Raw genomic sequence first — 25,527 nt, 5'->3', positions numbered from 1 at the left:
CGCTCGGCGGTGTCTTTCGACCTGCTGGTCGCCCCAGGCGCCCACCCGAGACACGAACGGCGCCCCCGCTGCTTCGGTAGCAGCGAAGGCGCCGTTCGTTCGTCTCGCGGACGCTCGACCGTCAGGTCGGAGCCGAGCGGGTCCTAGGAGCCGGGGCAGTGCGGCGGCTCGTGGCCACCCTCGCCGGGCTGCTCTTGCCCGCCGTTGTCCGGCTGCGGGTGCTCGTCGCCGTGGGACGGTTCGTGACCCCCGTTGTCCGGCTTCTCGTGCCCGCTGTCGCCACCCTCGGGGTGATCACCGTTGCCGTTGCCGCCGCCCTGGGGGTGGTCGTCGCCGTTCCCGTGGTCGTCACCGGGGTGCGCGGGGGGCATGGTCGGCTCCTCGCACGGGTTTCCGGGCATCTCGGGGACCATCGGCTTCGTGAGCTCGAAGTCGTAGGTCGTGGAGGGCGTGGAGACCAGGTCGACCCCTGCGTCGAGCCCGGGGTTCCCGCGGCCCTGGTTGATCACCAGACCGGTCACCCTGATGCCGGGCTGAGCGGCGATGAACTCGCTGAGGAGCTTGGTGCCGCCGTTCGAGCACGACCGTTGGGACTCGTCGATCACGCCGGGGATGGCACGCGTGGAGCACCACCGGCCCATCCCCGCCTCGTATCGGTGCCACGCGTTCGGCGTCCGGCTGTCGGTGGCGTTGTAGATCGGCTCGTAGGTGAGGGTCGAGAAGCCCGCCGGCGAGTCGGGGTCGTAGTCGATGACGAGCTGCATGCTCGGGAACTGGTCGGCGTTCTCCGCCGCGTTCTGGTACGCGGAGTAGGCCGCGGTCGCGATCCAGTCCCCCAGCGCGGAATCCTCCGCCTTCGCGATGGCTGCCTTCCCGTCGCCGTCCGGCGTGTCGAGTCGGAGCGCGGCGTCGCCACCGCCCGTGGGAGCCGGCGGCGTGAGGTCGTCGTCGACCCCGACCGTCCCGCCCTTCGGGTCGTCGTCGGTCTGCGCGAACGGCGCCAGGTCCGGCAGCACGTACGTCGTCCCGACGACCGGCGCCGGGACCGGCAGCAGCGGGTCCGCGCTGCCCGTCCCGACCATCGCGGCGGCCCCGCCGCCGACGATCAGGGCCCCGGTGGCCGCCAGCGCGACCATCCCCCGCCGCCCGAGTTTCGCCCTGTGAAGACCCATACGTGTGGTGTCCTTCCGCCCCTTGATGGATGTGGTCCGTGTGAGCCACAACTCAGAGGTAACGAAGAGGACACAGACGAGTGACGAGACAATTCATCCGAACGGGCGCTCAAGATCAGCCGTTGGTACGTAGCGCGCACTCCACTAGCAGCCCTCCGACGGCATGACGCACGCCGAACCTGAGATCAACAGCGCACCACGCACCTCACCGCGCCGGCGGAGGTGCGTGACGCGCTCCTGATCTCCGCGGCGCCCCGGGCGCGACCCCGGGAGGCCCGCCGGACCGCTCAGCCCGCCGCCGACGGCAGGGCCGCGCCCGTGTCCTTGAGCTCGACGCCGGAGAGCTGCCGGCGGAAGGATTCCGTCATCAGCGCCGCGAGGACCTCCGCGGCCGCGTCGTAGGTCAGCCCGTCGGGCGGGCGGATGTTCGAGACGCAGTTGCGCTCGGAGTCGACGCGCCCGCGCCGGGGCTCCCAGGTCAGGTACGCACCGAGGGAGTCGGGCGCGGACATCCCGGGACGCTCGCCGATGAGCACGAGCACCATCCGGGCGCCCACCGCCACCGCGATCTCGTCGCCGAGGGCCACGCGCGCCTGCTCCGCCACCACCACCGGCGCCACGGACCACCCCTCCAGCCGCGCCAGCAGCGCCTCGAGCAGCCCGACCGCGTGCTCGGCCACCGCGGTCGCGGAGAGCCCGTCGGCGACGACGACGGCGAGGTCGTGGTCGCCGCTCTCGAGCGAGTGCTCCGCGGAGAGTCGACGCCCGAGATCCGGGCGCTGCAGGTACTCGGTGCGATCGGCCGCCTGCGAGTGCACGACGGGCCCGGCCCGCTCCCCCAGCGCCGCGACGACGGCGTCGGTGTCGAGTGCCGTGTGCACCGCGTCGCGGGCCTGGGCGTGGGCGGCGGCCAGGCGCAGGTTCTCCGCGGTGGTGAGTCCGTCGCCGGCCCGGCCGAGGCCGACACGGGCCCGCGTGGCGGCGCGGAGGGTCTCCCAGGGGTCGGTGCTCATGCCATCAGCGCCCGGATCGGCTCGGGCACCAGCTGCGGCACGCGGCCCGCGTCGTCCAGCAGCCCGACCGAACCGAGCCACGTCTCGAACTCCGGCGCCGGCCGCAGCCCGAGCGTCTGGCGCACCTGGAGCACGTCCTGGAACGACAGCGACTGGTAGTTGAGCATGATGTCGTCGCCGCCCGGCACGGTGATCACGAAGCCGCAGCCCGCGGCGCCGAGGGTGAGCAGCAGGGTGTCGGTGTCGTCGCTGTCGGCCTCGGCATGGTTGGTGTAGCAGACGTCGACGCCCATGGGGACGCCGAGCAGCTTCCCGCAGAGGTGGTCCTCCAGCCCGGCACGCAGGATCTGCTTGCCGTCGTAGAGGTACTCCGGGCCGATGAAGCCGACGACCGTGTTGACGATCAACGGGTCGAAGCGCCGGCACACCGCGTACGCGCGGGCCTCGAGCGTCTGCTGGTCGACGTCGTGGTGGGCGTCGGCCGAGAGCGCGGAGCCCTGGCCGGTCTCGAAGTAGGTGACGTTGTCGCCCACCGTTCCCCGCCGCAGTTCCGACGCCGCCCCGTGCGCCTCCGCGAGCTGGTGCAGCGTCACCCCGAAGCCGCGGTTGGCGGCCTGGGTGCCCGCCACCGACTGGAAGACGAGATCCACCGGCGCGCCCTGCTCGAGGAGCTCCAGGGTCGTGGTGACGTGGGTGAGCACGCAGGACTGGATCGGCGCCGCGAGCCGCAGCCGCGCGTCGTCGATGAGGTCGAGCAGCGCGCGCACCGTCGAGGGCCGGTCGGTGGCCGGGTTGATGCCGACCACCGCGTCGCCCGCCCCGTGCAGCAGCCCGTCGACCAGCGACGCGGTGATGCCGACGGCGTCGTCGGTCGGGTGGTTGGGCTGCAGCCGCGTCGCGAGGCGCCCCGCGAGCCCGATCGTGGTCCGCAGGCCCGTGACGACGCGGGTCTTGCGGGCGACCGCGACGAGGTCGCCGATCCGCATGAGCTTGCTGACGGCGGCCACCATCTCCGGGGTCAGTCCCGGGGCGAGCGCACTCAACGTCGTCGTGTCGGCCTCCCACGACAGCAGCCAGTCGCGGAACCCGCCGACGGTCAGCGACCGCACCGGGCGGAACGCGGCGGCGTCGTGGGTGTCCATGATCAGCCGGGTGACGTCGTCGTCCTCGTAGGGCACGACGGCCTCGTCGAGGAAGTGCGACAGCGGCAGGTCGGCCAGCACCGTCTGCGCCGCGACCCGCTCCGCCGCCGATGCCGCGGCGACGCCGGCCAGCACGTCGCCGGAGCGCAGCGGCGTGGCCTTCGCGAGCAGCTCGCGCAGGTCCGCGAAGGAGTAGGAGTGCCCGCCGAGCGTCGTCGTCCAGCTCACTCGAGCTCCTCCTCCGCCTTCGCCAGCGCCGCGAACTCCTCGTCGGGGGCGGCGGCGACGAGGTGGTGTCGCGAGTAGAACCCGAAGTAGGCCATGAACACGGCGAAGGCCGCCAGCGCACAGAGCGCCGCGACGACGTCGACGAGGAACGTCGCCACGACGGCGGCGAGGGCGAGGACGAGGGCGACGCCGGTGGTGATGCGTCCGCCCGGCGTGCGGTACGGCCGGGGCAGGTCGGGGTTGCGGACGCGCAGGACCTGGTGCGCCACCATCATCAGCACGTACGACAGCGTCGCCCCGAACACGGCGAGGTTGATGAGGATGTCGCCGTTGCCGGTGGCCGCGAGCACGAAGCCGATCGCGGCGGGGATGACGAGCGCGAGCGTCGGCGCCTTGCGGGCGTTGGTCTTCGACAGCGCGCGTGGCAGGTAGCCCGCGCGCGAGAGGGCGAAGGTCTGCCGCGAGTAGGCGTAGATGATCGAGAAGAAGCTCGCGATGAGGCCGAGCAGGCCGATGTAGTTCACGACCGTCGACAGCCACGTCGATCCGCCTGCGCCGGCCTCGAGGGCGCTGACCAGCGGGTTGTCGCTCTCCGAGAGCCCCTGCGCACCCTGGGACCCGGGGCCGAGCAGCAGTACGGCCGCCGCGGACACGACCAGCACGGCCATCGCGACGATGATCCCGCGCGGCACCGCGCGCACCGGGTCGCGCGCCTCCTCGGCGGCGAGCGGGACGCCCTCGACCGCGAGGAAGAACCAGATCGCGAACGGGAAGCTCGCCCACACCCCGACCAGGCCGAACGGCAGCAGCGGCGACGCGCCGGCCGCGTCGGTGACCGGGATGTCGGTGAGGTTGGCGGCGTCGAAGGACCCGATGGCGCCGACCGCGAACAGGATGAGGCCGACCAGCGCGATCGCCGTGATGACGAACGTCGCCTTGAGCGCCTCGCCCACGCCGAGAAGGTGGATGCCGACGAAGACGACGTAACAGGTCAGGTAGACCCACCAGCCGTCGGTGATCCCGAACAGCCCGAGCGACTCGACGTAGCCCCCGATGAACGTCGCGATGGCGGCCGGGGCGACGGCGTACTCGAGCAGGATCGCCGCGCCCGTCGCGAAGCCGCCCCACGGGCCCATCGCCACCCGGGCGAACGTGTACCCGCCGCCCGCCGCCGGCAGGGCCGACGACATCTCGGCGAGCCCGAGCACCATGCAGGCGTACATGACGCCCATGAGGACGGCGGCGACCGCGAGGCCGCCCCAGCCGCCCTGCGCGAGCCCGAAGTGCCAGCCCGCGTAGTCACCGGAGATGACGTAGGCGACGCCGAGCCCCGCGAGCAGCACCCAGCTGGCCGATCCGGCCTTCAGCTGGCGCGCGGCGAGATAGTCGCTCGACGTTCCCGTCCCGGAGGACGATTCGACATGCTCCGCCATCCCCGTCCCCTTTCGCCCACCGGTGGACGCACAGCGTGAAACACGTGTGAAGCCCGTGGGTGACGAACGAGTTGCGATCGCCGACCGCCGCCATGTGAGCAGTGGCGGCCCCTATCGGGGGCCCAACTGCTCACGTGGGCCGATCAGACGCTCAGGTTGGTGCGGCAGCGGTTGAGCATCGCCCGCAGGGCCGTCTGCTCGTCGGGGCCGAAGCCCGCGATCATGCGTTCCTCGACGGCGTCGGCGCCCGGCCCGACGCGGGCCAGCAGCGCGCGGCCCTCGTCCGAGAGGCCGATGAGCACCCGGCGGCCGTGGGACGGGTCGGGGGTGCGGGTGATCCAGTGCCCGCGGTCCAGCGCCGCGAGCAGGTCGCCCATCGCCTGGGGGCTGACGAACGCGTTGCGGGCGAGCTCGGCGCCGGTCTGGCCCTCGCGACGGGACAGGACCGTCAGGGCCGTCCACTGCGGCACGGTGCACCCCGTCGGCCGCAGCAGGTCGTCGAGCGCGGCACGGACGGCGAGCTCCACCTGCTTGACCGCGTACAGCAGCGTGGGTCCCGGTGGCGTCACCGCGCTCCCCCCTCTTCCCCGTCGACGTGCCACAGCTTAATATCAGGCTCCCTGATATACGCCGTGAGGAACGCCATGCCCGCCACCGGAGGGAGCGCGATGGGCGAGCCGGCCGCACAGGAACCGGTCGAGGCCGTCGACGACGCGGCGGCGCTGCTGCCCCGCTCGCTCTCGCTGCACCGCGACGGGCCGGTCGCCGTGCTGCGCCTCGCCCGTCCCGACAAGCGCAACGCCCTCGACGACGCGACCGTCCTGGGGCTCGAGACCTTCTTCGGCGCGCCCCCGGGGGACGTCCGCGCCGTGGTGCTCGACGCCGAGGGCGACCATTTCTCCTCCGGGCTCGACCTCGCCGAGCTCGGCGACACCGACGCGGTCGCCGGCGTCGAGCACTCCCGGTTCTGGCACCGAGTCTTCGAGCGCATCGAGCGCGGGCGGCTGCCCGTCGTCGCCGCGCTGAAGGGCGCGGTCGTCGGCGGCGGGCTCGAGCTCGCCGCGGCCACCCACATCCGCGTCGCCGAACCGAGCGCGTTCTACGCCCTGCCCGAGGGCCGCCACGGCCTGTTCGTCGGCGGCGGCGGGTCGGTGCGCATCCCGCGGCTCATCGGCGTCGCCCGGATGACCGACATGATGCTGACCGGGCGGGTCCTCGACGCCGAGGAAGGCCAGCAGCTCGGGATCTCCACCTACCTCACCGAGGCCGGTGGCGCCGCGGCGAAGGCCCTCGAGCTGGCGCACCGAGTCGCCGCGAACCCGCCGAGCAGCACCTACGCCGTCCTCCAGGCGCTGCCGCGCATCGCGGCCGCCCGCGAGGACGAGGGCTTCCTCCTCGAGTCCCTCATGGCGGCGATCACCTCGAGCAGCGCCGAGGCCCAGGGCCGCATGTCCGCGTTCCTCGACGGGCGCGCCGGGAAGGTCCGCTGATGGCCGCCCCCGCCGGCACGGTGATCGGGCGGTTCGTCGACTGGCTCGCCCGCGAGCGCGGCCTGGCGTTCGACGACTACGACGCCCTGCAGCGCTGGTCGGTCACCGACCTCGACGGCTTCTGGTCCGCGGTCGCCGCGTTCTTCGCCGTGCGCTTCCACGACGCGCCGCGAGCCGTGCTCGAGAACCCCGTCATGCCGGGCGCGGTGTGGTTCCCGGGCGGGACGCTGAACTACGCCGAGCGGGCGGTCGAGGGCCCGTCCGGCACGAGCGCCGACGACGACACCGTCATCCTCGCGTTCTCCCAGACCCGCGACGACCAGACATGGACCCGCGCCGAGCTCCGCGACGCCGTCGCCCGGGCGCGAGCGGGCCTGCAGCGCCTCGGGGTCCGCGCAGGCGACCGCGTGGTCGCCTACGCCCCGAACATCCCCGAGACCGTGGTCGCGCACCTCGCCGCGGCGAGCCTCGGCGCGGTGTGGGCGTCGTGCGCGCCGGAGTTCGGGGCGCGCAGCGTCGTCGACCGCTTCGCCCAGATCGAGCCGACCGTCCTGCTCGCCGTGGGCGGGTACGTCTACGGCGACAAGCCCGTCGACCGCACCGCCGAGGTGGCGGCCCTGCGCTCCGCCCTGCCGACCGTGCGCCACGTCGTCGAGATCCCCTACGGCCCGGGCACGGTGGCCGACGCGACGCCGTGGTCGGAGCTGGTCGGCACGGCGGCGGCTCCCGCCTACGACCCCGTCCCGTTCGACCATCCGCTGATGGTGCTGTTCTCCTCGGGCACCACCGGGCCGCCGAAGGCGATCGTCCACGGCCACGGCGGGATCACCGTCGAGCACCTCAAGAACCACGGCCTCGCCTGGGACGTCCAGCCCGGCGACCGCCTGCTCTGGTTCACGACCACGGCCTGGATGATGTGGAACGCCCTGCTCTCGGGGCTGATCCACGGCGCCGCGCTGATCCTCGTGGACGGCAACCCCCTGCACCCCGACCTCGCCTGGCAGTGGCGCCTGGCCGCGCAGGCCCGCGCGACACATTTCGGCACCTCGCCGGGGTTCCTCATGACCTGCCGGGGCGAGGGCGTGCACCCGGCCCGCGACCACGACCTCACGGCGCTGCGCCAGATCTGCGTCGCCGGGAGCCCGCTGCCGCCCGAGGGCTACCGGTGGGTGGCCGCGGAGTTCGGCCCGGAGGTCCTGCTGCTCGTCGGCAGCGGCGGGACCGACGTCTGCAGCGGCATCGTGCAGGGCGGACCGTGGCAGGACGTGGTGGAGGGCGAGATCTCCGGCCGCGAGCTGGGCGTCGACACCGCCGCCTTCGACGCGGCCGGGAACGAGGTGGTCGGCGAGCGCGGCGAGCTCGTCATCCGCTCCCCCATGCCGTCGATGCCGCTGTTCTTCTGGGGCGACGACGACGGCTCGCGGCGGCACGCCGCCTACTTCGACACCTACCCGGGCATCTGGCGCCACGGCGACTGGGTGCGGTTCTCCCCCACCGGCTCGGTCGTCGTCTCGGGCCGCTCGGACGCCACGCTCAACCGCGGCGGGGTCCGGCTCGGGACCGCGGAGTTCTACGCCGTGGTCGAGGAGATGCCCGAGGTCACCGACAGCCTCGTGGTGCACCTCGAGGACCCGGACGGCGGTCCCGGCGAGCTGCTGCTGTTCGTCGTGCCGGCCGCCGGTCGCACGGTCGACGAGGCCCGTGTCCGCGCCGAGCTCCGCGCCGCGCTCTCCCCGCGCCACGTCCCCGACCGCATCCACGCGATCGCGGCCGTGCCCCGGACCCGCACCGGCAAGAAGCTCGAGGTCCCCGCCAAACGGATCCTGCTCGGCGCCGACCCCGACGCGGTGGCCTCACGGGACTCCCTCGTCGACCCGGACGCCCTGACGGCGTTCGTGGGGTTCGCGCGGTGAGGGTGGCGGTCGTGGGCCTCGGCGTCATCGGCGCCAGCTGGGCCCGCCTGTTCGCCGAGCACGGGCATGCCGTCGTCGCCACGGACCCGGCACCGGGCGCCCGCGAACGCGTCGGAGGGGGTGTCGCGTTCGTCGACGACCCGGCCGAGGCCGTCGCCGGCGCGGACTTCGTCCAGGAGAACGGCCCGGAGCGTCTCGAGGTCAAGCACGAGCTCCTCGCGGTGCTCGACGCCGCCGCCCGCCCCGACGCCGTCATCGCGAGCAGTTCGTCGATGCTGCGACCCACCGACCTCGCCCGCGGAGCCCCGCACCACCCCGAGCGCGTGCTCGTCGGGCACCCGTTCAACCCGCCCCACCTGGTCCCGCTGGTCGAGGTCGTGCCCGGGGAGGCGACGTCGGAGGCGGCCGTGGACGCCGCGATGGCGTTCTACGCGGGCGTCGGCCGCAGGCCCCTGCGCCTGCGCGCCGAGCTCCCGGGCCACCTCGCCAACCGCCTGCAGGCCGCCCTGTGGCGCGAGGCGTACTCCCTGGTCGAGCGGGGTGTCGCGACCGTCGCCGACGTCGACACCGCGATCACCGAGGGCCCCGGGCTCCGGTGGGCCGCGCTCGGCCCGATCACCGGGCAGCACCTCTCCGGCGGCGCGGGCGGGCTCGCGCACGTCCTGGAGCACCTGCACCCCGGCACCGAGGCCCTCTGGGCCGACCTCGGATCGCCCACGATGACCCCGGAGCTGGCTGCCCGCCTCGTCGACCAGGTCGCCGAGGTGGCCGAGGACCCCGACGACCTCATCGCTCGCCGCGACGCGGTGATCCGCGCGGCCCTGGAGGCACGCACCTGATGGATCTCGACGCCCTCACCGCCATCGACGTCCACACCCACGTCGAACAGGACGCCCGCGGGTGCTTCGCGCTGACCGACGAGCTGCTCGACGCCTCGGCGCAGTACTTCCGCAGCGACCAGGACCGGACGCCGACGGTGGAGGCGATCGCCGCGCACTACCGCGAGCGGTCGATGGCCGCGGTCGTGTTCACCGTCGACGCGCCGGCCGCGACCGGGCACCCGCCGCTGTCCAGCGAGGAGATCGTCGAGCGGGCGGCCGGGTTCCCCGACGTGCTCATCCCGTTCGGCTCGGTCGACCCGCACGGCGGGCGGGCCTCGGTCGCACGGGTGCGCCGGCTGGTGGCACAGGGGGCGCGGGGCTTCAAGTTCCACCCCACGCTGCAGGGCTTCGAGCCCCACGACCGCACGTACTACCCGCTCTACGAGGCGATCGCCGAGGCCGGCGTCCCGGCGCTGTTCCACACCGGCCAGACCGGGATCGGGGCGGGCCTGCCGGGCGGGGCGGGGCTGAAGCTGCGCTACTCCGACCCGATGCTGCTCGACGACGTCGCGGCTGACCACCCCGACCTGACGATGATCTTCGCGCACCCCTCCGTGCCGTGGCAGGACGCGGCGATCTCGATCGCGACGCACAAGGCGAACGTGTTCATCGACCTCTCGGGCTGGTCCCCGAAGTACTTCCCGCCCCAGCTCGTCCGCGCCGCGTCCCGCCAGCTCCGGGACAAGGTCCTCTTCGGCTCGGACTTCCCGGTGATCACCCCGGACCGGTGGTTGCGGGACTTCGCGGCCCTCGACATCCCCGACGACGTCCGACCGCAGATCCTCAAGGACAACGCGGTGCGGGTGCTCGGGCTGGCCTGAGTCACATCGGCCGTCCCGCGCGGGTCTCCCCCTCGACACCGGTGAACGACCGAGGAGCCCGCCATGACCACGCGCATCTACTGGATCTCGACCGCGATCACCGTGCTCGTCCTGCTCTCCGGCGGGCTGGCCGACCTGCTCGGCGCGGACTGGGCCGTCGCCGGCATCGCGGCGCTGGGCTATCCCGCCTACCTCGCGGCGATCCTCGGCGTGTGGAAGCTCCTGGGCGCCGTGGCGATCACCGTGCCTGGCTACCCGCGGCTCAAGGAGTGGGCCTACGCCGGCGTCGTGTTCGACCTCAGCGGCGCGGCCGTGTCCCACCTGGTCGTGGGCAGCCCGGTGTTCCACCCGGTGGTGACGACGACGCTGGCCGTCGTCGCCGGGTTCTCCTGGGCGACCCGGCCCGCGTCGCGCCGCCTCGCCGCGCCCACGTCCCCGGAGCGCGCCCTCGTGTCGGCCTAACCGTCGTGCAGCGCCCGGTCGACGGCCGCCGCCGCGCCGTCCAGCGCGATCGCGGTCTGGCTGCCGTCGGCGAGGTCCTTGAGCTGGATCTCGCCGGCCTCCAGGTCGCGGTCGCCGAGCACGAGCGCGAACCGGGCTCCGGAGCGGTCGGCGGCCTTCATCGCGCCCTTGAGCCCGCGGTTGCCGTAGGCGAGGTCGGCGCGGATGCCGGCGCGCCGCAGGGCCCCGACGATGTCGACGATCCGGTCCTTGGCCTTCTCGCCCAGCGGGACGCCGAACACCTCGACGCGCGCGGCGGCGTCGTGCCCCGCCTCCTCGACCCGGCAGGCGAGCAGGGCCCGGTCGACGCCGAGACCGAAGCCGACGCCCGAGAGGTCCTGCCCGCCCAGCTCGGCCATGAGCCCGTCGTAGCGCCCGCCGCCGCCGATGCCCGACTGCGAGCCGAGCCCGTCGTGGACGAACTCGAACGTCGTCTTCGTGTAGTAGTCGAGCCCGCGCACCATCCGCGGGTTCTCGACGTAGGCCACGCCGAGGTCGTCGAGGTGGCGCTTGACCGCCGCGTGGTGCGCCGCCGCGGCGTCCGAGAGGTGGTCGACCATCAGTGGCGCGCCCTCGAGCTGGGCGCGGACCTCGGGGCGCTTGTCGTCGAGCACGCGCAGCGGGTTGATCCGCGCCCGCTCGCGGGTCGCCTCGTCGAGGTCGAGCTTCTCGAGGAACCGGGTCAGTTCGGCGCGGTACTGCGGGCGGGTCGTCGCGTCACCGAGGCTCGTGATCTCCAGCCGGTAGCCGCGCAGGCCGAGCGCACGGAAGCCGGCGTCGGCGACGGCGAGCACCTCGGCGTCGAGCGCCGGGTCGTCGACCCCGATGGCCTCGACACCCACCTGCTGGAGCTGGCGGAACCGTCCGGCCTGGGGCCGCTCGTAGCGGAAGAACGGCCCGTCGTAGCGCAGCTTGACCGGGAGCCCGCCCTTGTCGAGGCCGTGCTCGATCACCGACCGGACGACTCCGGCGGTGCCCTCGGGCCGCAGGGTCACCGACCGGCCGCCACGGTCGTCGAACGAGTACATCTCCTTCGACACGACGTCGGTCGACTCGCCCACACCGCGGGCATAGAGCGCGGTGTCCTCGAACACCGGTAGCTCGATGTGCGCGTAGCCGGCGCGGTCGGCCTCGCGGATCAGCGTGTCCCGGACCGCGGTGAACTCCGGCCCGACGTACTCGGGGATGCCCTTGGGCGCCGCGAAGCCCCCGGGCGGCACGCCCGTCACAGGTGGCGTCCGGGCGCGCTCGTCAGGCCCTGCACGAACGGGTTGGTCTGACGCTCCTGGCCGACCGTGGTCATCGGCCCGTGACCGGGCAGCACGGCCGTCTCGTCGGCCAAGCTGAGGATCTTGTCGCGCAGCGACGCCATCATCTCGTCGGTCGACCCGCCGGGCAGGTCGGTGCGCCCGATGCCGCCCTGGAACAGGGTGTCGCCGGCGAGCAGGAAAGGCCGGCCGTCCTCGGTGGCCGACCGGAAGACCACCGACCCGCGCGTGTGGCCCGGGGTGTGGTCGACGGTCAGGTGCAGGCCGGCGAGGTCGAGCTCCGCGCCCTCGGCGAGCAGCTCGACCGAGCGCGGCTCGCGGAACTCGAGACCCGGGTACATCGCGGCGAGCTGCTGGCCCATCGGGCCGACGGACCCGAACGGGTCGGCGAGCATGCTGCGGTCCTCGGGGTGGATCCAGGCCGGGATGTCGTCGCCGTCGCACACCGGCGTCACCGACCACATGTGGTCCATGTGGCCGTGGGTGAGCAGCACCGCCACCGGCGAGAGCTTGTGGCGCGCGATCACCTCGCGCAGCCCCTCCTCGGCGTCCTGCCCGGGGTCGACCACGACACAGGACTCCCCGGGGCCGGGCGCGACCACGTAGCAGTTGGTCTGGAACACCCCGGCCGCGAAGGCCTCGACCAGCACGTTCTCGTCCTCCTCGCGCGTCGTCCTGCACCGTCCACCCTAGTCGAGACCCTCACGGGGACCGGTCGGCGCGGTTCGGCACGATGTCCGCCGTGCCGACGAACGAGCAGCGCCGGAAAGCCGCCAAGCGCAAGCTGGAACGCCAGATCGAACGGCGGGCCGAGCGCGCCAAGCGCCGCCGGCAGCGGCTCACGGTGATCTCCGTGGTGGCCGTGGTCGCGGTCGTCGCGGTCGCCGCGGGGATCTACTTCCTCGTCTCCGACTCCGGCGAGCCCGCGCCCGAGGCCGCGCCGCCCTCGACGTGCCAGTACAACCCGTCGGAGCAGGCGGCCAAGCCCAACAACCCACCCGAGTCGAACCCACCGACGACCGGCACCGTGGACGTCACCCTGCAGACCTCGCAGGGTGCGATCCCGATGACCCTCGACCGCGCGTCGGCGCCGTGTGCCGTCAACGCCGTGGTCAGCCTCGCGCAGCAGGGCTTCTACGACGACACCCCGTGCCCGCGCCTCGTCACCAGCAAGGGCAGCCTCGAGGTGCTCCAGTGCGGCGACCCGACCGGCTCCGGGGCGGGCGGGCCGGGCTACCAGTACGCCGAGGAGCCCCCGCAGGGCCTCGCGCCCTTCCCGGGCGCGGGCGGCCAGGCCTCGACGTACTCCCGCGGGCTGATCGCGATGGCCAAGAGCTCGCAGCCCGGCTCCACGGGCAGCCAGTTCTTCCTCGTCTACGGCGACTCGGCCCTGCCGCCGGAGTACTCGGTGATCGGGCGGATCTCCACCGACGGGCTGGCCGTGCTCGACAAGGTCGGCGCCGGCGGCGACGACGGCTCCAACCAGGCCGGCGGCGGCGCGCCGCGCATCCCGGTGCAGATCCAGCGCGCCGTCGTGGCCCAGCCCGCGCCGTAGGGCTCAGGTCAGCCCGCCGTCCGCGCGCAGCGTCGCGCCCGTGAGCCAGCCGGCGTCCGGGCGGCACAACAGGGCGACCAGGTCGGCGATGTCGTCCGGACGGCCGATCCGGCCGAGGGCGGTCATCGCGGCGGCGCCCGCGAGCGCCTCCGGCGGGGCACCCGCACGCAGGAGGTCGGTGTCGGTCGGCCCGGCCGCGACGGTGTTGACGGTGATGCCCCGCGGCCCGAGCTCGCGGGAGGCGACCCGCGCGATCTGCTCGACCGCCGCCTTGCTCGCCGCGTAGACCGTCTCGCCCGGGCTGGGCCAGTGCGTGCCGATGGTCGACACGACGACGATCCGGCCGCCCTCGGGCATCCGCGCGGCGGCGTGCTGCACCGCGAGCAGGACCCCGCGGGCGTTGACGGCCATCACCCGGTCCCAGTCCTCGAGCGTGGTGTCGGCGAGCGGGGCGTGGTGGGCGATGCCGGCGTTCGCGACGAGGACGTCGGGGGCGGCCTCGTCGACCACCGGTCCGACCCGCGCGGGATCGGCGACGTCGAGCGGCACCGCGCGGGCCGTGCCGCCGTCGGCCTCGATCCCGGCGACGACCTCGGCGGCGGCGTCCTCCCGGGTGGCGTAGGTCAGGGTCACCGCGGCGCCGTCGCGCGCGAGACGGCGGGCGATCGCGGCCCCGATGCCGCGCGAGCCGCCGGCGACGAGGGCGCAGCGGCCGTGGAGTGGCTGGTGCTCGGTCATGCGGGCGACGGTCCCGGGTCTCGCGGAACGGGTGCTTCCGCGAGAACCGCCATGCTGGGCGCGTGCCCGACACCGCCGCTCGCCTGCTGCGTCTGCTGACCCTGCTCCCGAGCCGGCCGCAGTGGTCGGCGACCGCCCTGGCCGCGGAGCTCGGGGTCACCACCCGGACCGTGCGTGCCGACGTGGAGCGGGTCCGGGCGCTGGGCTACGACGTCGACGCGCGCGGCGGCACCGGGGGCGGCTACCGCCTGCGCGCCGGCGCGGCGCTGCCCCCGGTGACGTTCGGCGACGACGAGGCCCTCGCCGTCGCGGTCGCCCTCCGGACGGCCACGACGTCAGGGGTCGCCTCGGCGGGGGCGGCGACCGCGGCCGCTGCCGCGAAGCTCGACCGGCTGCTGCCCTCCCGCCTGCGCCGGGAGGTCGCCACGCTCACCGCCGTCGCCGACAGCGTCGACGTCCCGCGCGACACCGTCGCGCCCGGGACGTTCGCCGCCGTGGCCCGGGCCTGCCGTGAGTCCGAGCAGCTCCGCTTCACCTACACCGACCGCCACCAGGCGCCGAGCGAGCGCCGCGTCGAGCCCCACCGCCTGGTCCACGTCAGCGGGCGCTGGTACCTCGTCGCGCACGACCTCGAGCGCGACGACTGGCGCAGCTTCCGCCTCGACCGCGTCGCGCCGCGCGTCCCGACCGGGCCGCGGTTCGTCCCGCGCGAGCCCCCGGAGGACGGCTGGGAGAGCCTGGTCGTCCGCGGGCGGATGCGCGCGCTGTGGAACCACCGCGCCCGGGTCGTCGTCCACGCCGACGCCGCGACGGTCGCCGCCCGCGTCCCGGTCGGGACCTGGTGCGTGACACCGCGCACCGACGACACCTGCTGGCTCGACGCCGGCGCCCAGACCGCGCCGCTGCTCGCCGTGTACCTCGGTGCCCTCGACCTCGGCTTCACCGTCGACCCCGACGCCTCGCCCGAGCTGTCCCGCGCCGTCCGCGACCTCGCGGCCCGCTACGCCGACGCCGTGACGCCCGTCGACAGCGCTCCGGCAGCGCTCCGGCAGCCACCTGACAGCGCGGCCCGCGACCGTCGGGCGACCGCGCCGGGACGTCGGCGCGGACCGACGAGAGGACCCGCCATGCCCACGTTCCCCGGTGCCGCCGGTCGCGTCGTCCACGACAGCTGGCTGCCGCGCGGTGGCGCCCGCGCCGTCGTCGTGCTCCTGCACGGCTACGGCGAACACCTCGGTCTGTACGACGCGCTCGCCCGCCGCCTCACCGCCGCCGGGGTCGCCGTGCACGCCCTCGACGCCGTCGGCCACGGCCGCAGCGACGGCGAGCGTGCCCTGATCCCGTCGTGGGACCTGCTGGTCGACGACGCCCGCACGCTCGCCGGCATCGCCCGCGCGCAGCACCCCGGCGTCCCGCTGACCGTCGTCGGCCACTCCGGCGGCGCGGTGGCCGCGACGCTGCTCGCGCTGCGGTCGCCGGAGATCGTCGACGCCGTCGTCCTGTCCGGGGCGCCCGTGCGGGCCCAGGAGTGGATCCACGAGTGGCTCGCGCTCGGGGAGCCGGAGCTCCCGATGGACGACCCTCGCGAGGGCCTGAGCACGCATCCCGACTACGTCGACGCCCTGCTCCACGACCCGCTCACCCACCACGGCGGCTTCCGTCGCGAGACGCTGGCCGCGGTGGCGGCGACCTGGCCGGAGATCGCCGAGGGTCTCGCCGGCGGACGCCCGGCCGTGCCGGTGCTGCTCGTGCACGGTGAGGCCGACCCCCTCGTGCCGGTGGAGCACGCGCAGCTCACCGCGGCCCAGCTCCCGGACGCCCGGGTGGCGACCTTCCCTGGCGACCAGCACGACGTCCTCAACGAGCACGACCGCGACGCCGTGCACGACGTCGTCGCCGGGTTCGTCGCGTCGGTGGTGGCGACGACGGTGTCGCGGACCTCCGATTCGTCCAAGTCACCGGCCACGTCGGCGCCCTAGCGTCGTCGCATGGACGAGGACGAGATCGTCGCGCTGACCGACGCCTGGAGCGAGGCGATCGTCAGCGACGACGCCGACCGCATCGCCGAGTACATGGACGACGACTGGGTCATCGTGTCGTGGTCGGGGATCACGACCCGTGACGACTTCCTGTCCTTCGTCCGCTCCGGGGCGCTCGGGCACACGCGGATGGAGGGCGTGGGTGAGCGCCGGGTGCGGGTGCACGGGGACACGGCGCTGCTCAGCGTCCGTGTCCTGAGCACCGCGCAATACGGCGGCGCGGACATCGACGCCGACGAGTGGACCACGGACGTCTTCGTCCGCCGGGACGGGCGCTGGCGGTGCACCCTCACCCACATCACCCCGGTGTCGAGTGGTTGACGCCGCTGTGCACCGCGGGTGCGTCCCGGCGCGCCGGTGATCGAAGTACCGATACGGACGCTGAGTGTCTGCGACGGCACTTCGCTGACAACCGCCTCAGCCGGCGGGGCTCAGGGGCAGGGCGCCGGGGTGCAGGGGGGCGGGGAGGTCGGTGGTCCCGTCGGGGTCGAGGTAGCGGTCGACGGCGGCGGCGGCCGAGCGGCCCTCGGCGATCGCCCAGACGATCAGCGAGGCGCCACGGTGGGCGTCGCCGCACACGAAGACGCCGGGGGCGTCGGTCTGCCAGTCCGATCCGCACGGGACGGAGCCCTTCGGGGATCGCTCGATGCCCAGCGCGGGCAGCAGGGCCGTGTCGTCCGGCCCCGTGAACCCGATGGAGAACAGCACGAGGTCGGCCGGCATCTCGTGCACCTCCTCGCTCGTCGGCACGACCTCCCGCGAGCCGTCCTCGCCCCGGCGCACCTCCACCGACGAGAGCTCGACCGCCCGGACGTGGCCACGGTCGTCGCCGACGAAGCGGCGTACCGCGGTGGCGAACAGCCGCTCGCCGCCCTCCTCCAGCGCCGGGGGCGTCCGGAAGACGTAGGGCCAGGTCGGCCACGGCGACGCGGACTCCTCGCGGGTCTGGGGCGGCGGGGGGTACTGGTCGAGCTGGTGCACCCCGATCGCGCCCTGGCGGGTGGCGGTGCCGTAGCAGTCCGCGCCGGTGTCGCCGCCGCCGATGATCACGACGTTGCCGCCGCGCGCGTTGATCGGCGACGGCCCGTCGCCCTCCTGCTCGCGGTTGGCGGGCACGAGGTACTCCATCGCGAGGTGGATGCCGTCGAGGTCGCGGCCCTCGACGGTCCGGTCGTCGCGGCCGGCGAGGGCGCCGACGGCGAGGACGACGGCGTCGTGCTCGGCGCGCAGCCGCTCGACCGGCAGCGCCGTCCCGCCGACCTCGCAGTTCACGACGAACCGGGTGCCCTCGGCGCGCATCTGCTCGAGGCGCCGGTCGACCTCCCACTTCTCGAACTTGTACTCCGGGATGCCGTAGCGCATCAGCCCGCCGAGGCGGTCGTCGCGCTCGTAGACCGTGACGTCGTGGCCGGCCCGCGTGAGCTGCTGGGCGGCGGCGAGCCCCGCGGGCCCGGAGCCCACCACGGCGACCCGCCGTCCGGTGCGGATCGCCGGCGGCTGGGGCTCGATGTGGCCGTCGGCCCAGCCGTTCTCGGCGATCGACCACTCGACGCGCTTGATCGCCACCGGCCCGGGCTGGCTGGTGATCGACAGGACGCACGCCGCCTCGCACGGGGCGGGGCAGAGCGCGCCGGTGAACTCGGGGAAGTTGTTCGTCGCGTGCAGCCGGCCGGTCGCCCGGGCCCACTCGCCGCGCCGGACGTGGTCGTTCCACTCCGGGATGAGGTTGCCCAGCGGGCAGCCCGCGCCGCCGGAGTGGCAGAACGGGATGCCGCAGTCCATGCACCGGGAGGCCTGGACCTCCGTGCCCGCGCGGACCGCCGGGTCGGTCAGCGGCGCGTAGAGCTCGTGCCAGTCGGTGCGCCGCTCCTCGATCGGGCGCTTCGGGTTGTCCTCGCGGGCGTGCTTGAGGAAACCGCGCGGGTCAGCCACCGGCCGCCACCTCCATGATCACCTCGTCGGGGTCGCGTCCCTCGGCCTGAGCGCGCTGCGTCGCGTCGAGCACGCGCCGGAAGTCGTCGGGCATGACCTTGGTGAACCGGCGGACGGCGTCGTCCCACCGGTCGAGCAGGGCCGCCGCGCGCGGCGAGCCGGTGAGCTGTCGATGGCGCAGGACGGTCTCGTGCAGCCAGTCCGCGTCCTCGTCGTCGACCTCGAGCAGCGAGACCATCTCGGGGTTCACGCGGGTCTCGGGGAGGTCGAGCACGAACGCGATGCCCCCGGACATCCCCGCCCCGAGGTTGCGGCCGGTGGCGCCGAGCACCACGACGCGGCCGCCGGTCATGTACTCGCAGGCGTGGTCACCGGTGCCCTCGACGACGGCCAGCGCACCGGAGTTGCGCACGCAGAAGCGCTCGCCGACCTGCCCGCGCAGGAACACCTCGCCCGCGGTGGCGCCGTAGGCGATGACGTTGCCGGCGATGACGTGCTGCTCGTCGGGCGCCCCGGCGAACGGCGCGTCGTCCGGCGGCCGCACGATCACCCGCCCGCCCGAGAGGCCTTTGGCCAGGTAGTCGTTGGCGTCGCCGACGAGGTCGAGCGTCATCCCGGGCGGCAGGAACGCGCCGAACGACTGTCCCGCCGAGCCGTGGAACTCGACGTGGATCGTGTCGTCGGGCAGCCCGTCCCGGCCGTGGCGGCGGGTGACCTCCGCACCGGTGAGGGTGCCGACCGTGCGGTTGACGTTGCGGACCGGCATCTCCAGGCGCACCGGGCTCGCGTCGGCCAGCGCCCCTTCCGCGAGCTGCATCAGGGTGCGGTCCAGTGCCCGGTCGAGCCCGTGGTCCTGGGCCTTCGTCCGGATGCGGTCGGTGGCCGCGCCCGTCGGGACGTCGGGGACGGTGAACAGCGGCGTCAGGTCGATGCCGCGGGCCTTCCAGTTCTCGACCGCCTCGCGGCCGTCGATCAGCTCGGCGTGCCCGATCGCCTCGTCCAGGGTGCGGAAGCCGAGCTCGGCGAGGTGCTCGCGGACCTCCTCGGCGACGAACCAGAAGAAGTTCTCGACGAACTCCGGGCGGCCCGTGTAGCGCTTGCGGAGCTCCGGGTTCTGGGTGGCGACCCCGACGGGACAGGTGTCGAGGTGGCAGACGCGCATCATGATGCAGCCGTTGACCACCAGCGGTGCGGTGGAGAAGCCGTACTCCTCGGCGCCCAGCAGCGCTCCGATGATCACGTCGCGGCCGGTCTTCATCTGGCCGTCGACCTGCACGGTGATCCGGTCGCGCAGGCCGTTGAGCATCAACGTCTGCTGGGTGTCGGCCAGGCCGATCTCCCAGGGCGCCCCGGCGTGCTTGAGCGACGTCAGCGGCGCCGCCCCCGTGCCGCCCTCGTAACCGGAGATCAGCACGACGTCGCTGTGCGCCTTCGCCACGCCGGCGGCGACCGTGCCCACGCCCACCGACGACACGAGCTTGACGTGGATGCGGGCGTGCTCGTTCGCGTTCTTCAGGTCGTGGATGAGCTGTTTGAGGTCCTCGATCGAGTAGATGTCGTGGTGCGGCGGCGGTGAGATCAGCCCGACGCCCGGCGTCGAGTACCGCACCTCGGCGATCCACGGGTAGACCTTCTGGCCGGCGAGCTGGCCGCCCTCCCCCGGCTTCGCGCCCTGCGCCATCTTGATCTGGATGTCGGTGGCGTTGACCAGGTACTCGCTGGTCACGCCGAAGCGCCCGGAGGCAACCTGCTTGATCGACGAGCGCTTGGACGGGTCGTGGAGCCGCACCGGGTCCTCGCCGCCCTCGCCGGTGTTCGACTTGCCGCCGATGTTGTTCATGGCGATCGCGAGGTCGGTGTGCGCCTCGGCGGAGATCGACCCGTAGGACATCGCCCCGGTGGCGAACCGCTTGACGATCTCGGTGGCGGGCTCGACCTCCTCGAGCGGGACCGGCGTGCGTTCCTCGGTGCGCAGCCGGAACATGCCGCGCAGGGCACCGCCGGAGGAGATGAGCCGGTTCGCCTCGGCGGTGTAGCGCTTGAACACGTCCCACTGCTTCGTCCGCGAGGAGTGCTGCAGCAGGAACACCGTCTCGGGGCTGAACAGGTGCAGCTCGCCCTCGCGGCGGTAGGCGTACTCGCCGCCGACCTCGAGCTTGCGGTGCGTGCGCTCCCCCGGGTTGTCCGGGTAGGCGCGGCGGTGGCGCTCGGCGGTCTCCCGCGCCACGAGGTCCAGGCCGCCGCCCCCGAGCTTCGACGACGTCCCCCAGAAGAACTCGTCGATGAACTCCTGCGACAGGCCGAGCGCCTCGAACGCCTGGGCCGCCGTGTAGCCGGAGATCGTCGAGATCCCCATCTTCGACATGACCTTGCGGACGCCCTTGACCAGGGCGCCGATGTAGTTCCGGATCGCCTGGTCGCACGCGACGCCCTGCAACCACCCGTTGTTGATCATGTCTTCGATCGACTCGAAGGCGAGGTACGGGTTGACCGCGGCGGCACCGTAGGCGAGCAGCAGGGCCACGTGGTGGACCTCGCGCGCGTCGCCGCACTCCGCGACGAGGGCGACCTGGGTGCGCTCACGGGTGGCGACCAGGTGGTGGTGCACCGCCGAGACCAGCAGCAGCGCCGGGATCGGCGCCCACTGCGCGTCCGAGTCGCGGTCGGAGAGCACGAGGATGCGCTTGCCGGCCGCGATGGCCTCGGACGACTCGCGGCGCACCCGGTCCAGCGCGGCGCGCAGGGCCTCCTCGCCGGCGCCGACCTCGTAGAGCCCGCCGATGACCGTGGCGGCGAAGCCGGGCATGTCGCCGTCGTCGTCGATGTGGATGAGCTTGGCCAGTTCGTCGTTGTCGATCACCGGGTCCGGGAGCACGACCTGACGGCACGACGCGGGACCGGGGTGGAACAGGTTCTGCTCGGGCCCGATCGCCCGCGCCATGCAGGTGACGAGCTCCTCGCGGATCGCGTCCAGCGGCGGGTTCGTGACCTGCGCGAACAGCTGGACGAAGTAGTCGTAGAGCATGCGGGCCCGCGACGAGAGGGCCGCGGTGGGCGTGTCGGTGCCCATCGAGCCGAGCGGCTCGGCGCCCGTGCTCGCCATCGGGACCAGCAGGATCCGCTGCTCCTCCTCGGTGTAGCCGAACGTCTGCTGGCGGCGCATCACCGATTCGTGGGTGTGCACCACGTGCTCGCGGGCCGGCAGCTCGTCGAGCCGGATCAGCCCCGCGCGCAGCCAGTCGTCGTAGGGCTCCTCGGCGGCCAGCTCGCTCTTGTAGGCGTCGTCGTCGACGATCTCCCCTGCCCGGGTGTCGACCAGGAACATCCGGCCCGGACGCAGCCGGCCCTTCGCCAGCACCCGGGCGGGCTCCACGTCGAGGACGCCGGACTCGCTGGCCAGCACCACGCGGTCGTCGTCGAGGTGCCACCAGCGCGAGGGCCGCAGGCCGTTGCGGTCGAGCGTCGCCCCCATGACCGTGCCGTCGGTGAACGTGACGCACGCCGGCCCGTCCCACGGCTCCATGAGGCTCGCGTGGAACCGGTAGAACGCCCGCTGGTCGGCGGGCATCTCGTCGTGGTTCTCCCAGGCCTCGGGCATCATCATCATGACGGCGTGCGGGACCGGGCGGCCGCCGAGCGTGAGCAGCTCGAGGACCTCGTCGAAGCTCGCCGAGTCCGACACGTCCTCGGGGCACACCGGCATCGCCCGCTGCAGGTCGCCGGGGAACAGATCGGTCGCGAGCAGCGCCTCGCGGGCCCGCATGCGGTTGCGGTTGCCCCGGATCGTGTTGATCTCGCCGTTGTGCGCCATGACGCGGTAGGGGTGGGCCAGCGGCCAGCTCGGGAACGTGTTGGTCGAGAACCGGCTGTGCACCACGGCGATGGCGCTGACCAGGCGTTCGTCGCGCAGATCCGGGAAGAACAGCGGCAGCTGGTCGGTGGTCAGCATGCCCTTGTAGGTCATGGTCCGGCTGGAGAGCGACGCGATGTAGAGACCGCAGCCCTCCTCCTGCGACTGGCGCTCCGCGCGCTTGCGCACGATCCAGGCGAGACGGTCGAGCGCGATCCCGGTCACCGACCGGTCGGGCGCCGCGACGACCACCTGGCCGAAGTACGGCATCGCCCCGCGCGCCACGGAGCCGACGTCGGCGCCGTCCGGGTCGACGGGCACCTCGCGCCAGCCGAGGACGTCCAGACCCTCCTCGGCGGCGATCCGCTCGAGCAGCGAGACCGCCTTGGCGCGGTCGTCGGGGTCGGCCGGCAGGAACGCGAGGCCCGTCGCGTAGGCCAGCAAGGGCGCGCCGCCGTCGGGGGACGGCTGGGGCTCGGGGAGCTCGACGTCGACCGTGGCGCGCAGGAGCGCGTCGGGGACCTGCAGCATGATGCCGGCGCCGTCGCCGCTGGTCGGCTCGCTGCCGGCCGCTCCGCGGTGGTCGAGGTTGTGCAGCACGACCAGCGCGTCCCGCACGATCGCGTGGCTGGGCTCGCCCCGGACGTGCGCGACCGCGCCGACGCCGCAGGCGTCGTGCTCGTAGGCGGGGTCGTAGAGCCCCTGGCGTGCGCTCGGTGCCGGCATCCGGCGCCTCCTCGTCGTCGCGCGGGCGGGTGGTGCGGAGGAACCCGGGGACGGCGGTGGCCCTGGATGGGGTGCGGCGGTCGGCAGCCGCCAGCGCGGCCTCTCGGCCCTCGTGGCGGCGCGTGTTCGGTCCCGGACGACGGGGACGACACACCGACGGCGGCGCCGGACCCCGACGTCCCGCGCGGTGCGGGTCCGATCCTAGACGGTCGTGCCGCCGCGGGCAGGCCGGTGCGCCCGGCGTCGTCCGTACCCGGCCGACCCGTGCGGTCAGGCTCGGATCAGCTCGTGGTGCGCGACGGCGGCTCTGCCGTCACGTCCTCCTCGTTCTCCTGCGCCGGGTCGGCGGGAGCGGCGTCGACGCTGGTGGCGTTGGACGCCCCGCCCGTGCCGCCCGGCTCCGCCGCCGACGACTTCTCGACGCGGCGACCCTCGACCTCGTTGCGGGCGCGCTCGTCCTCCGTGCTGTCGTTCGTCGTCACAGGCGCGGGCGTACCCGAGGCCTCGTCGGCCGAACCGGCCGCGCCGCCGTCGGTGTCGGGGGTCTCGGCGTCGCGGCCGAACACCTCGCGGGGGCGACCGCGGAACCAGATCATGTAGGCGACCGCGCCGACGAACACCACGGCCGCGACGACCACGTTGATGCGGACGTCGCCGAACACCCGCGTGGCCGGATCGGTGCGCATCAGCTCGATGACGAACCGCCCGGCGGTGTAGCCCGCGACGTAGAGCGCGAACGCGCGGCCGTGGGACAGGCGGAAGCGCCGGTCGGCCCACACCACGAGCGCCGCGACCAGGAGGTTCCACACCAGCTCGTAGAGGAAGGTGGGCTGCACGACCGCGACCGGTGTGCTGTCGACCGCGACGCCCGTGAGGTTGTCCGGGATACCGGTCGAGGGATCGACGCGGCGGTAGATCTCCAGGCCCCACGGCAGCGTCGTCGGGGCCCCGTAGAGCTCCTGGTTGAACCAGTTGCCCAGCCGGCCGATCGCCTGCGCGGTGACGATGCCGGGCGCGGCGGCGTCGGCGAACGCCGTCAGCGGCACTCCACGGCGCCGGCAGGCGATCCACGCCCCGACGCCGCCGAGCGCGATCGCGCCCCAGATCCCCAGCCCGCCCTGCCAGATGTAGAGCGCCGCGAGCGGGTTGCCGCCCGGCCCGAAGTAGGTCCGCCAGTCGGTGGCCACGTGGTAGAGCCGCCCGCCGATGAGGCCGAACGGCACCGCGAACACCGCGATGTCGGTGACGGTGCCCGGCTCGCCACCGCGCGCGACGAAGCGCCGCTCGGTCCACAGGATCGCCACGACGATCCCGGCGATGATGCAGAGGGCGTACGCCCGCAGCGGGATCGGCCCGAGCTCCCAGACCCCCTGGGGCGGGCTGGGCAGGTAGGTGGGCAGGGCGAGCACGGCGGCCACGCTATCGCCCGCACGTCGTGGCTCCGTGTGGCGGCCCGGGCACGCGGCGGGGTTCGTGCGAACGGCGCCTTGCCCGCGGTGACGGGGAGAGGAGCCAATGACCTCGGCCGGTTCCGGCGTCCGGGGGGGAAGCGATGGCACGGGTACTCGCGGTGACGTGGGACGGCGGCGGCAACGTCCCGCCGCTGCTGGGCGTGGCGACGGAGCTGGTCCGGCGGGGTCACGAGGTGCGGGTGCTCGGCCACGCGGGTCAGCGCGACGAGGTCGAGGCCGCCGGCCTCGCGTTCGTGGCCTACCGGCACGCCCGCCCCTGGGCGGCGACCGACCGGCTCTCGGGGCCGCGTCACGGGCTCGCGTACCTCGCCCTGTTCGGTGACCGGGGGCCGGGGCGCGACGTCGCCGCGGAGGTCGGTGACGTGGACCTGGTGCTGGCCGACGCCATGAGCCTCGCGGCCCTGCAGGCGGCGCAGCGGGCCGGCGTGCCGACCGTCGTGCTCGTCCACCTCTTCCGCCGGTACCTGACCCGGGTCTGGGCGCGCGGCCCGATGGGGCTCGCGGCCAGGCTGCGCGGGATGCCGCCGACCCGGCTGTGGAACGCGGCGCGGCGGGTACTGGTCACGAGCGATCCCGTGCTCGACCCGGGCGCACCGGGCTCCCTGTCCGGCAACGTCCGCTACGTCGGCCGGGTCGGGCCGCCGGTCGTGCCGGTCGCGGCGCACTCCGAGCCCCTCGTGCTCGTCAGCCTCAGCACGATCTTCTACCCGGGCCAGGAGGAGCTCCTCGCGCGCCTGCTCGACGCGCTCGCGCCCCTGCCGCTGCGGGTGGTGGTGACGACCGGCCCGGCCGTCGACCCCGACGCCTTCGACGCCCCGGCGAACGCCGAGATCGTCCGGTACCGCCCGCACGGCGAGCTGATGCCGCGGGCGTCCCTCGTCGTCAGCCACGGCGGGCACTCGACGGCGATGCTCGCGCTCGCCCACGACCTGCCGGTGCTCGTGCTGCCCCTGCACCCCCAGCTCGACCACCCGCTGGTGGGGGCGGCGATCGCCGACGCCGGCGCCGGGCGGGTCCTGCCGGCCGCGAGCGGCCCGCCCGCGATCCGCGACGCCGTGCGGGAGCTCGTCGCCGACGGCCCGCACCGCCCGGCCGCGGCCGCGATCGGCGCGCGGCTGCGGGCGCGGGACGGCGCGGCGGTGGCCGCCGACGAGATCGAGATCGTGCTGCGGGGCCGGGACCGGGCGCGCGTCCGCTGAGCCCCGGCCGACGACCCCTGGGGATGCTTCGGAAACCGAAGCGTCGTGCTCGGGTCATGGGGGTGCTGCCGGCCCCGGTCGGGTCGCCGAGGCGCGCCCACCGCAGAGCAACGCCCGACGTCGCTGGAGATGCTTCGGAAACCGAAGCGTCGTG

Annotated in this window: 20 protein-coding genes; 9 read left to right on the top strand and 11 right to left on the bottom strand. The window is 74.1% G+C overall.

Features of this window, described 5'->3' with window-relative positions; genetic code table 11:
- Nucleotides 1-143: 143 nt before the first annotated feature.
- The 5 genes from ACR9E3_RS00410 to ACR9E3_RS00390 all read right to left on the bottom strand — a co-directional run bounded on the left by ACR9E3_RS00410 (nucleotide 144) and on the right by ACR9E3_RS00390 (nucleotide 5,557).
- Nucleotides 144-1,172 (bottom strand): hypothetical protein, encoded by a 1,029-nt coding sequence (locus ACR9E3_RS00410; protein WP_460377558.1) that lies wholly within the window; start codon nucleotides 1,170-1,172, stop codon nucleotides 144-146.
- A 287-nt stretch (nucleotides 1,173-1,459) separates the two neighbouring features.
- Entirely contained in the window at nucleotides 1,460-2,185 is a 726-nt protein-coding gene (eutC, locus tag ACR9E3_RS00405) for an ethanolamine ammonia-lyase subunit EutC (protein ID WP_460377556.1), read from the bottom strand.
- On the bottom strand, nucleotides 2,182-3,555 hold the full coding sequence (locus ACR9E3_RS00400; protein WP_460377554.1) for an ethanolamine ammonia-lyase subunit EutB: 1,374 nt from the start codon (nucleotides 3,553-3,555) through the stop codon (nucleotides 2,182-2,184). The genes eutC and ACR9E3_RS00400 overlap by 4 nt, the downstream gene beginning before the upstream one ends.
- Complete coding sequence (eat, locus tag ACR9E3_RS00395) at nucleotides 3,552-4,988, bottom strand: ethanolamine permease (protein WP_460377553.1); 1,437 nt, start codon at nucleotides 4,986-4,988, stop codon at nucleotides 3,552-3,554. The genes ACR9E3_RS00400 and eat overlap by 4 nt, the downstream gene beginning before the upstream one ends.
- Before the next feature lie 143 nt (nucleotides 4,989-5,131).
- On the bottom strand, nucleotides 5,132-5,557 hold the full coding sequence (locus tag ACR9E3_RS00390) for a MarR family winged helix-turn-helix transcriptional regulator (RefSeq protein ID WP_460377552.1): 426 nt from the start codon (nucleotides 5,555-5,557) through the stop codon (nucleotides 5,132-5,134).
- 75 nt (nucleotides 5,558-5,632) lie between these two features.
- Between ACR9E3_RS00390 and ACR9E3_RS00385 the strand changes: the two genes are divergently transcribed.
- The 5 genes from ACR9E3_RS00385 to ACR9E3_RS00365 all read left to right on the top strand — a co-directional run bounded on the left by ACR9E3_RS00385 (nucleotide 5,633) and on the right by ACR9E3_RS00365 (nucleotide 10,555).
- Nucleotides 5,633-6,478 carry a crotonase/enoyl-CoA hydratase family protein gene (locus ACR9E3_RS00385; RefSeq protein WP_460377551.1) on the top strand — a complete coding sequence of 282 codons (846 nt, stop codon included), beginning with the start codon at nucleotides 5,633-5,635 and terminating at the stop codon, nucleotides 6,476-6,478.
- Nucleotides 6,478-8,391 carry an acetoacetate--CoA ligase gene (locus ACR9E3_RS00380; protein ID WP_460377550.1) on the top strand — a complete coding sequence of 638 codons (1,914 nt, stop codon included), beginning with the start codon at nucleotides 6,478-6,480 and terminating at the stop codon, nucleotides 8,389-8,391. The genes ACR9E3_RS00385 and ACR9E3_RS00380 overlap by 1 nt, the downstream gene beginning before the upstream one ends.
- A complete protein-coding gene (locus ACR9E3_RS00375) occupies nucleotides 8,388-9,230 on the top strand; it encodes a 3-hydroxyacyl-CoA dehydrogenase NAD-binding domain-containing protein (protein WP_460377549.1) in 843 nt (280 codons plus the stop codon). Before ACR9E3_RS00380 ends, ACR9E3_RS00375 begins: the two co-directional genes overlap by 4 nt.
- Entirely contained in the window at nucleotides 9,230-10,093 is an 864-nt protein-coding gene (locus tag ACR9E3_RS00370) for an amidohydrolase family protein (RefSeq protein ID WP_460377548.1), read from the top strand. The genes ACR9E3_RS00375 and ACR9E3_RS00370 overlap by 1 nt, the downstream gene beginning before the upstream one ends.
- Nucleotides 10,094-10,156: 63 nt before the next feature.
- Nucleotides 10,157-10,555 (top strand): DoxX family protein, encoded by a 399-nt coding sequence (locus tag ACR9E3_RS00365; RefSeq protein WP_460377547.1) that lies wholly within the window; start codon nucleotides 10,157-10,159, stop codon nucleotides 10,553-10,555.
- On the opposite strand, the gene hisS is transcribed toward ACR9E3_RS00365, so the two are convergent.
- Complete coding sequence (gene hisS, locus ACR9E3_RS00360) at nucleotides 10,552-11,823, bottom strand: histidine--tRNA ligase (RefSeq protein WP_460377545.1); 1,272 nt, start codon at nucleotides 11,821-11,823, stop codon at nucleotides 10,552-10,554. The genes ACR9E3_RS00365 and hisS overlap by 4 nt on opposite strands.
- Complete coding sequence (locus ACR9E3_RS00355) at nucleotides 11,820-12,512, bottom strand: MBL fold metallo-hydrolase (protein ID WP_460377543.1); 693 nt, start codon at nucleotides 12,510-12,512, stop codon at nucleotides 11,820-11,822. Before ACR9E3_RS00355 ends, hisS begins: the two co-directional genes overlap by 4 nt.
- Before the next feature lie 92 nt (nucleotides 12,513-12,604).
- On the opposite strand from ACR9E3_RS00355, the gene ACR9E3_RS00350 reads away from it, so the two are divergent.
- Complete coding sequence (locus ACR9E3_RS00350; protein ID WP_460377542.1) at nucleotides 12,605-13,417, top strand: peptidylprolyl isomerase; 813 nt, start codon at nucleotides 12,605-12,607, stop codon at nucleotides 13,415-13,417.
- Nucleotides 13,418-13,420: 3 nt separating this feature from the next.
- On the opposite strand, the gene ACR9E3_RS00345 is transcribed toward ACR9E3_RS00350, so the two are convergent.
- Nucleotides 13,421-14,155, bottom strand: coding sequence for an SDR family oxidoreductase (locus ACR9E3_RS00345; RefSeq protein ID WP_460377541.1), 735 nt, complete (start codon nucleotides 14,153-14,155; stop codon nucleotides 13,421-13,423).
- 62 nt (nucleotides 14,156-14,217) lie between these two features.
- Between ACR9E3_RS00345 and ACR9E3_RS00340 the strand changes: the two genes are divergently transcribed.
- Nucleotides 14,218-16,134, top strand: a complete 1,917-nt coding sequence (locus tag ACR9E3_RS00340) for an alpha/beta fold hydrolase (RefSeq protein ID WP_460377540.1) — start codon at nucleotides 14,218-14,220, stop codon at nucleotides 16,132-16,134.
- A gap of 9 nt (nucleotides 16,135-16,143) precedes the next feature.
- Nucleotides 16,144-16,515, top strand: a complete 372-nt coding sequence (locus ACR9E3_RS00335) for a nuclear transport factor 2 family protein (RefSeq protein WP_460377539.1) — start codon at nucleotides 16,144-16,146, stop codon at nucleotides 16,513-16,515.
- A 96-nt stretch (nucleotides 16,516-16,611) separates the two neighbouring features.
- Here ACR9E3_RS00335 and ACR9E3_RS00330 read toward each other — a convergent pair whose 3' ends face one another.
- The 3 genes from ACR9E3_RS00330 to lgt form a co-directional block, all read right to left on the bottom strand.
- A complete protein-coding gene (locus tag ACR9E3_RS00330) occupies nucleotides 16,612-18,126 on the bottom strand; it encodes a glutamate synthase subunit beta (RefSeq protein ID WP_460377538.1) in 1,515 nt (504 codons plus the stop codon).
- Nucleotides 18,119-22,702, bottom strand: a complete 4,584-nt coding sequence (gltB, locus tag ACR9E3_RS00325; RefSeq protein WP_460377537.1) for a glutamate synthase large subunit — start codon at nucleotides 22,700-22,702, stop codon at nucleotides 18,119-18,121. The genes ACR9E3_RS00330 and gltB overlap by 8 nt, the downstream gene beginning before the upstream one ends.
- A gap of 281 nt (nucleotides 22,703-22,983) precedes the next feature.
- Nucleotides 22,984-24,102: a prolipoprotein diacylglyceryl transferase gene (gene lgt / locus ACR9E3_RS00320; protein WP_460378351.1), complete on the bottom strand. Its 1,119-nt coding sequence runs from the start codon at nucleotides 24,100-24,102 to the stop codon at nucleotides 22,984-22,986.
- A 152-nt stretch (nucleotides 24,103-24,254) separates the two neighbouring features.
- On the opposite strand from lgt, the gene ACR9E3_RS00315 reads away from it, so the two are divergent.
- A complete protein-coding gene (locus ACR9E3_RS00315) occupies nucleotides 24,255-25,373 on the top strand; it encodes a glycosyltransferase (protein ID WP_460377536.1) in 1,119 nt (372 codons plus the stop codon).
- The last annotated feature ends 154 nt before the right edge of the window (nucleotides 25,374-25,527 follow it).

This window comes from Actinomycetospora sp. C-140, assembly GCF_054796175.1.
This window is presented reverse-complemented; position numbering and strand designations above follow the sequence as displayed.

What these genes read in the sequence shown, in the direction of transcription:
- ACR9E3_RS00410 (WP_460377558.1), bottom strand. Translation starts at nt 1,172, where the DNA reads ATGGGTCTTCACAGGGCGAAACTCGGGCGGCGGGGGATGGTCGCGCTG.
- eutC (WP_460377556.1), bottom strand. Translation starts at nt 2,185, where the DNA reads ATGAGCACCGACCCCTGGGAGACCCTCCGCGCCGCCACGCGGGCCCGT.
- eat (WP_460377553.1), bottom strand. Translation starts at nt 4,988, where the DNA reads ATGGCGGAGCATGTCGAATCGTCCTCCGGGACGGGAACGTCGAGCGAC.
- ACR9E3_RS00385 (WP_460377551.1), top strand. Translation starts at nt 5,633, where the DNA reads ATGCCCGCCACCGGAGGGAGCGCGATGGGCGAGCCGGCCGCACAGGAA.
- ACR9E3_RS00380 (WP_460377550.1), top strand. Translation starts at nt 6,478, where the DNA reads ATGGCCGCCCCCGCCGGCACGGTGATCGGGCGGTTCGTCGACTGGCTC.
- ACR9E3_RS00370 (WP_460377548.1), top strand. Translation starts at nt 9,230, where the DNA reads ATGGATCTCGACGCCCTCACCGCCATCGACGTCCACACCCACGTCGAA.
- ACR9E3_RS00365 (WP_460377547.1), top strand. Translation starts at nt 10,157, where the DNA reads ATGACCACGCGCATCTACTGGATCTCGACCGCGATCACCGTGCTCGTC.
- ACR9E3_RS00345 (WP_460377541.1), bottom strand. Translation starts at nt 14,155, where the DNA reads ATGACCGAGCACCAGCCACTCCACGGCCGCTGCGCCCTCGTCGCCGGC.
- ACR9E3_RS00335 (WP_460377539.1), top strand. Translation starts at nt 16,144, where the DNA reads ATGGACGAGGACGAGATCGTCGCGCTGACCGACGCCTGGAGCGAGGCG.
- gltB (WP_460377537.1), bottom strand. Translation starts at nt 22,702, where the DNA reads ATGCCGGCACCGAGCGCACGCCAGGGGCTCTACGACCCCGCCTACGAG.
- ACR9E3_RS00315 (WP_460377536.1), top strand. Translation starts at nt 24,255, where the DNA reads ATGGCACGGGTACTCGCGGTGACGTGGGACGGCGGCGGCAACGTCCCG.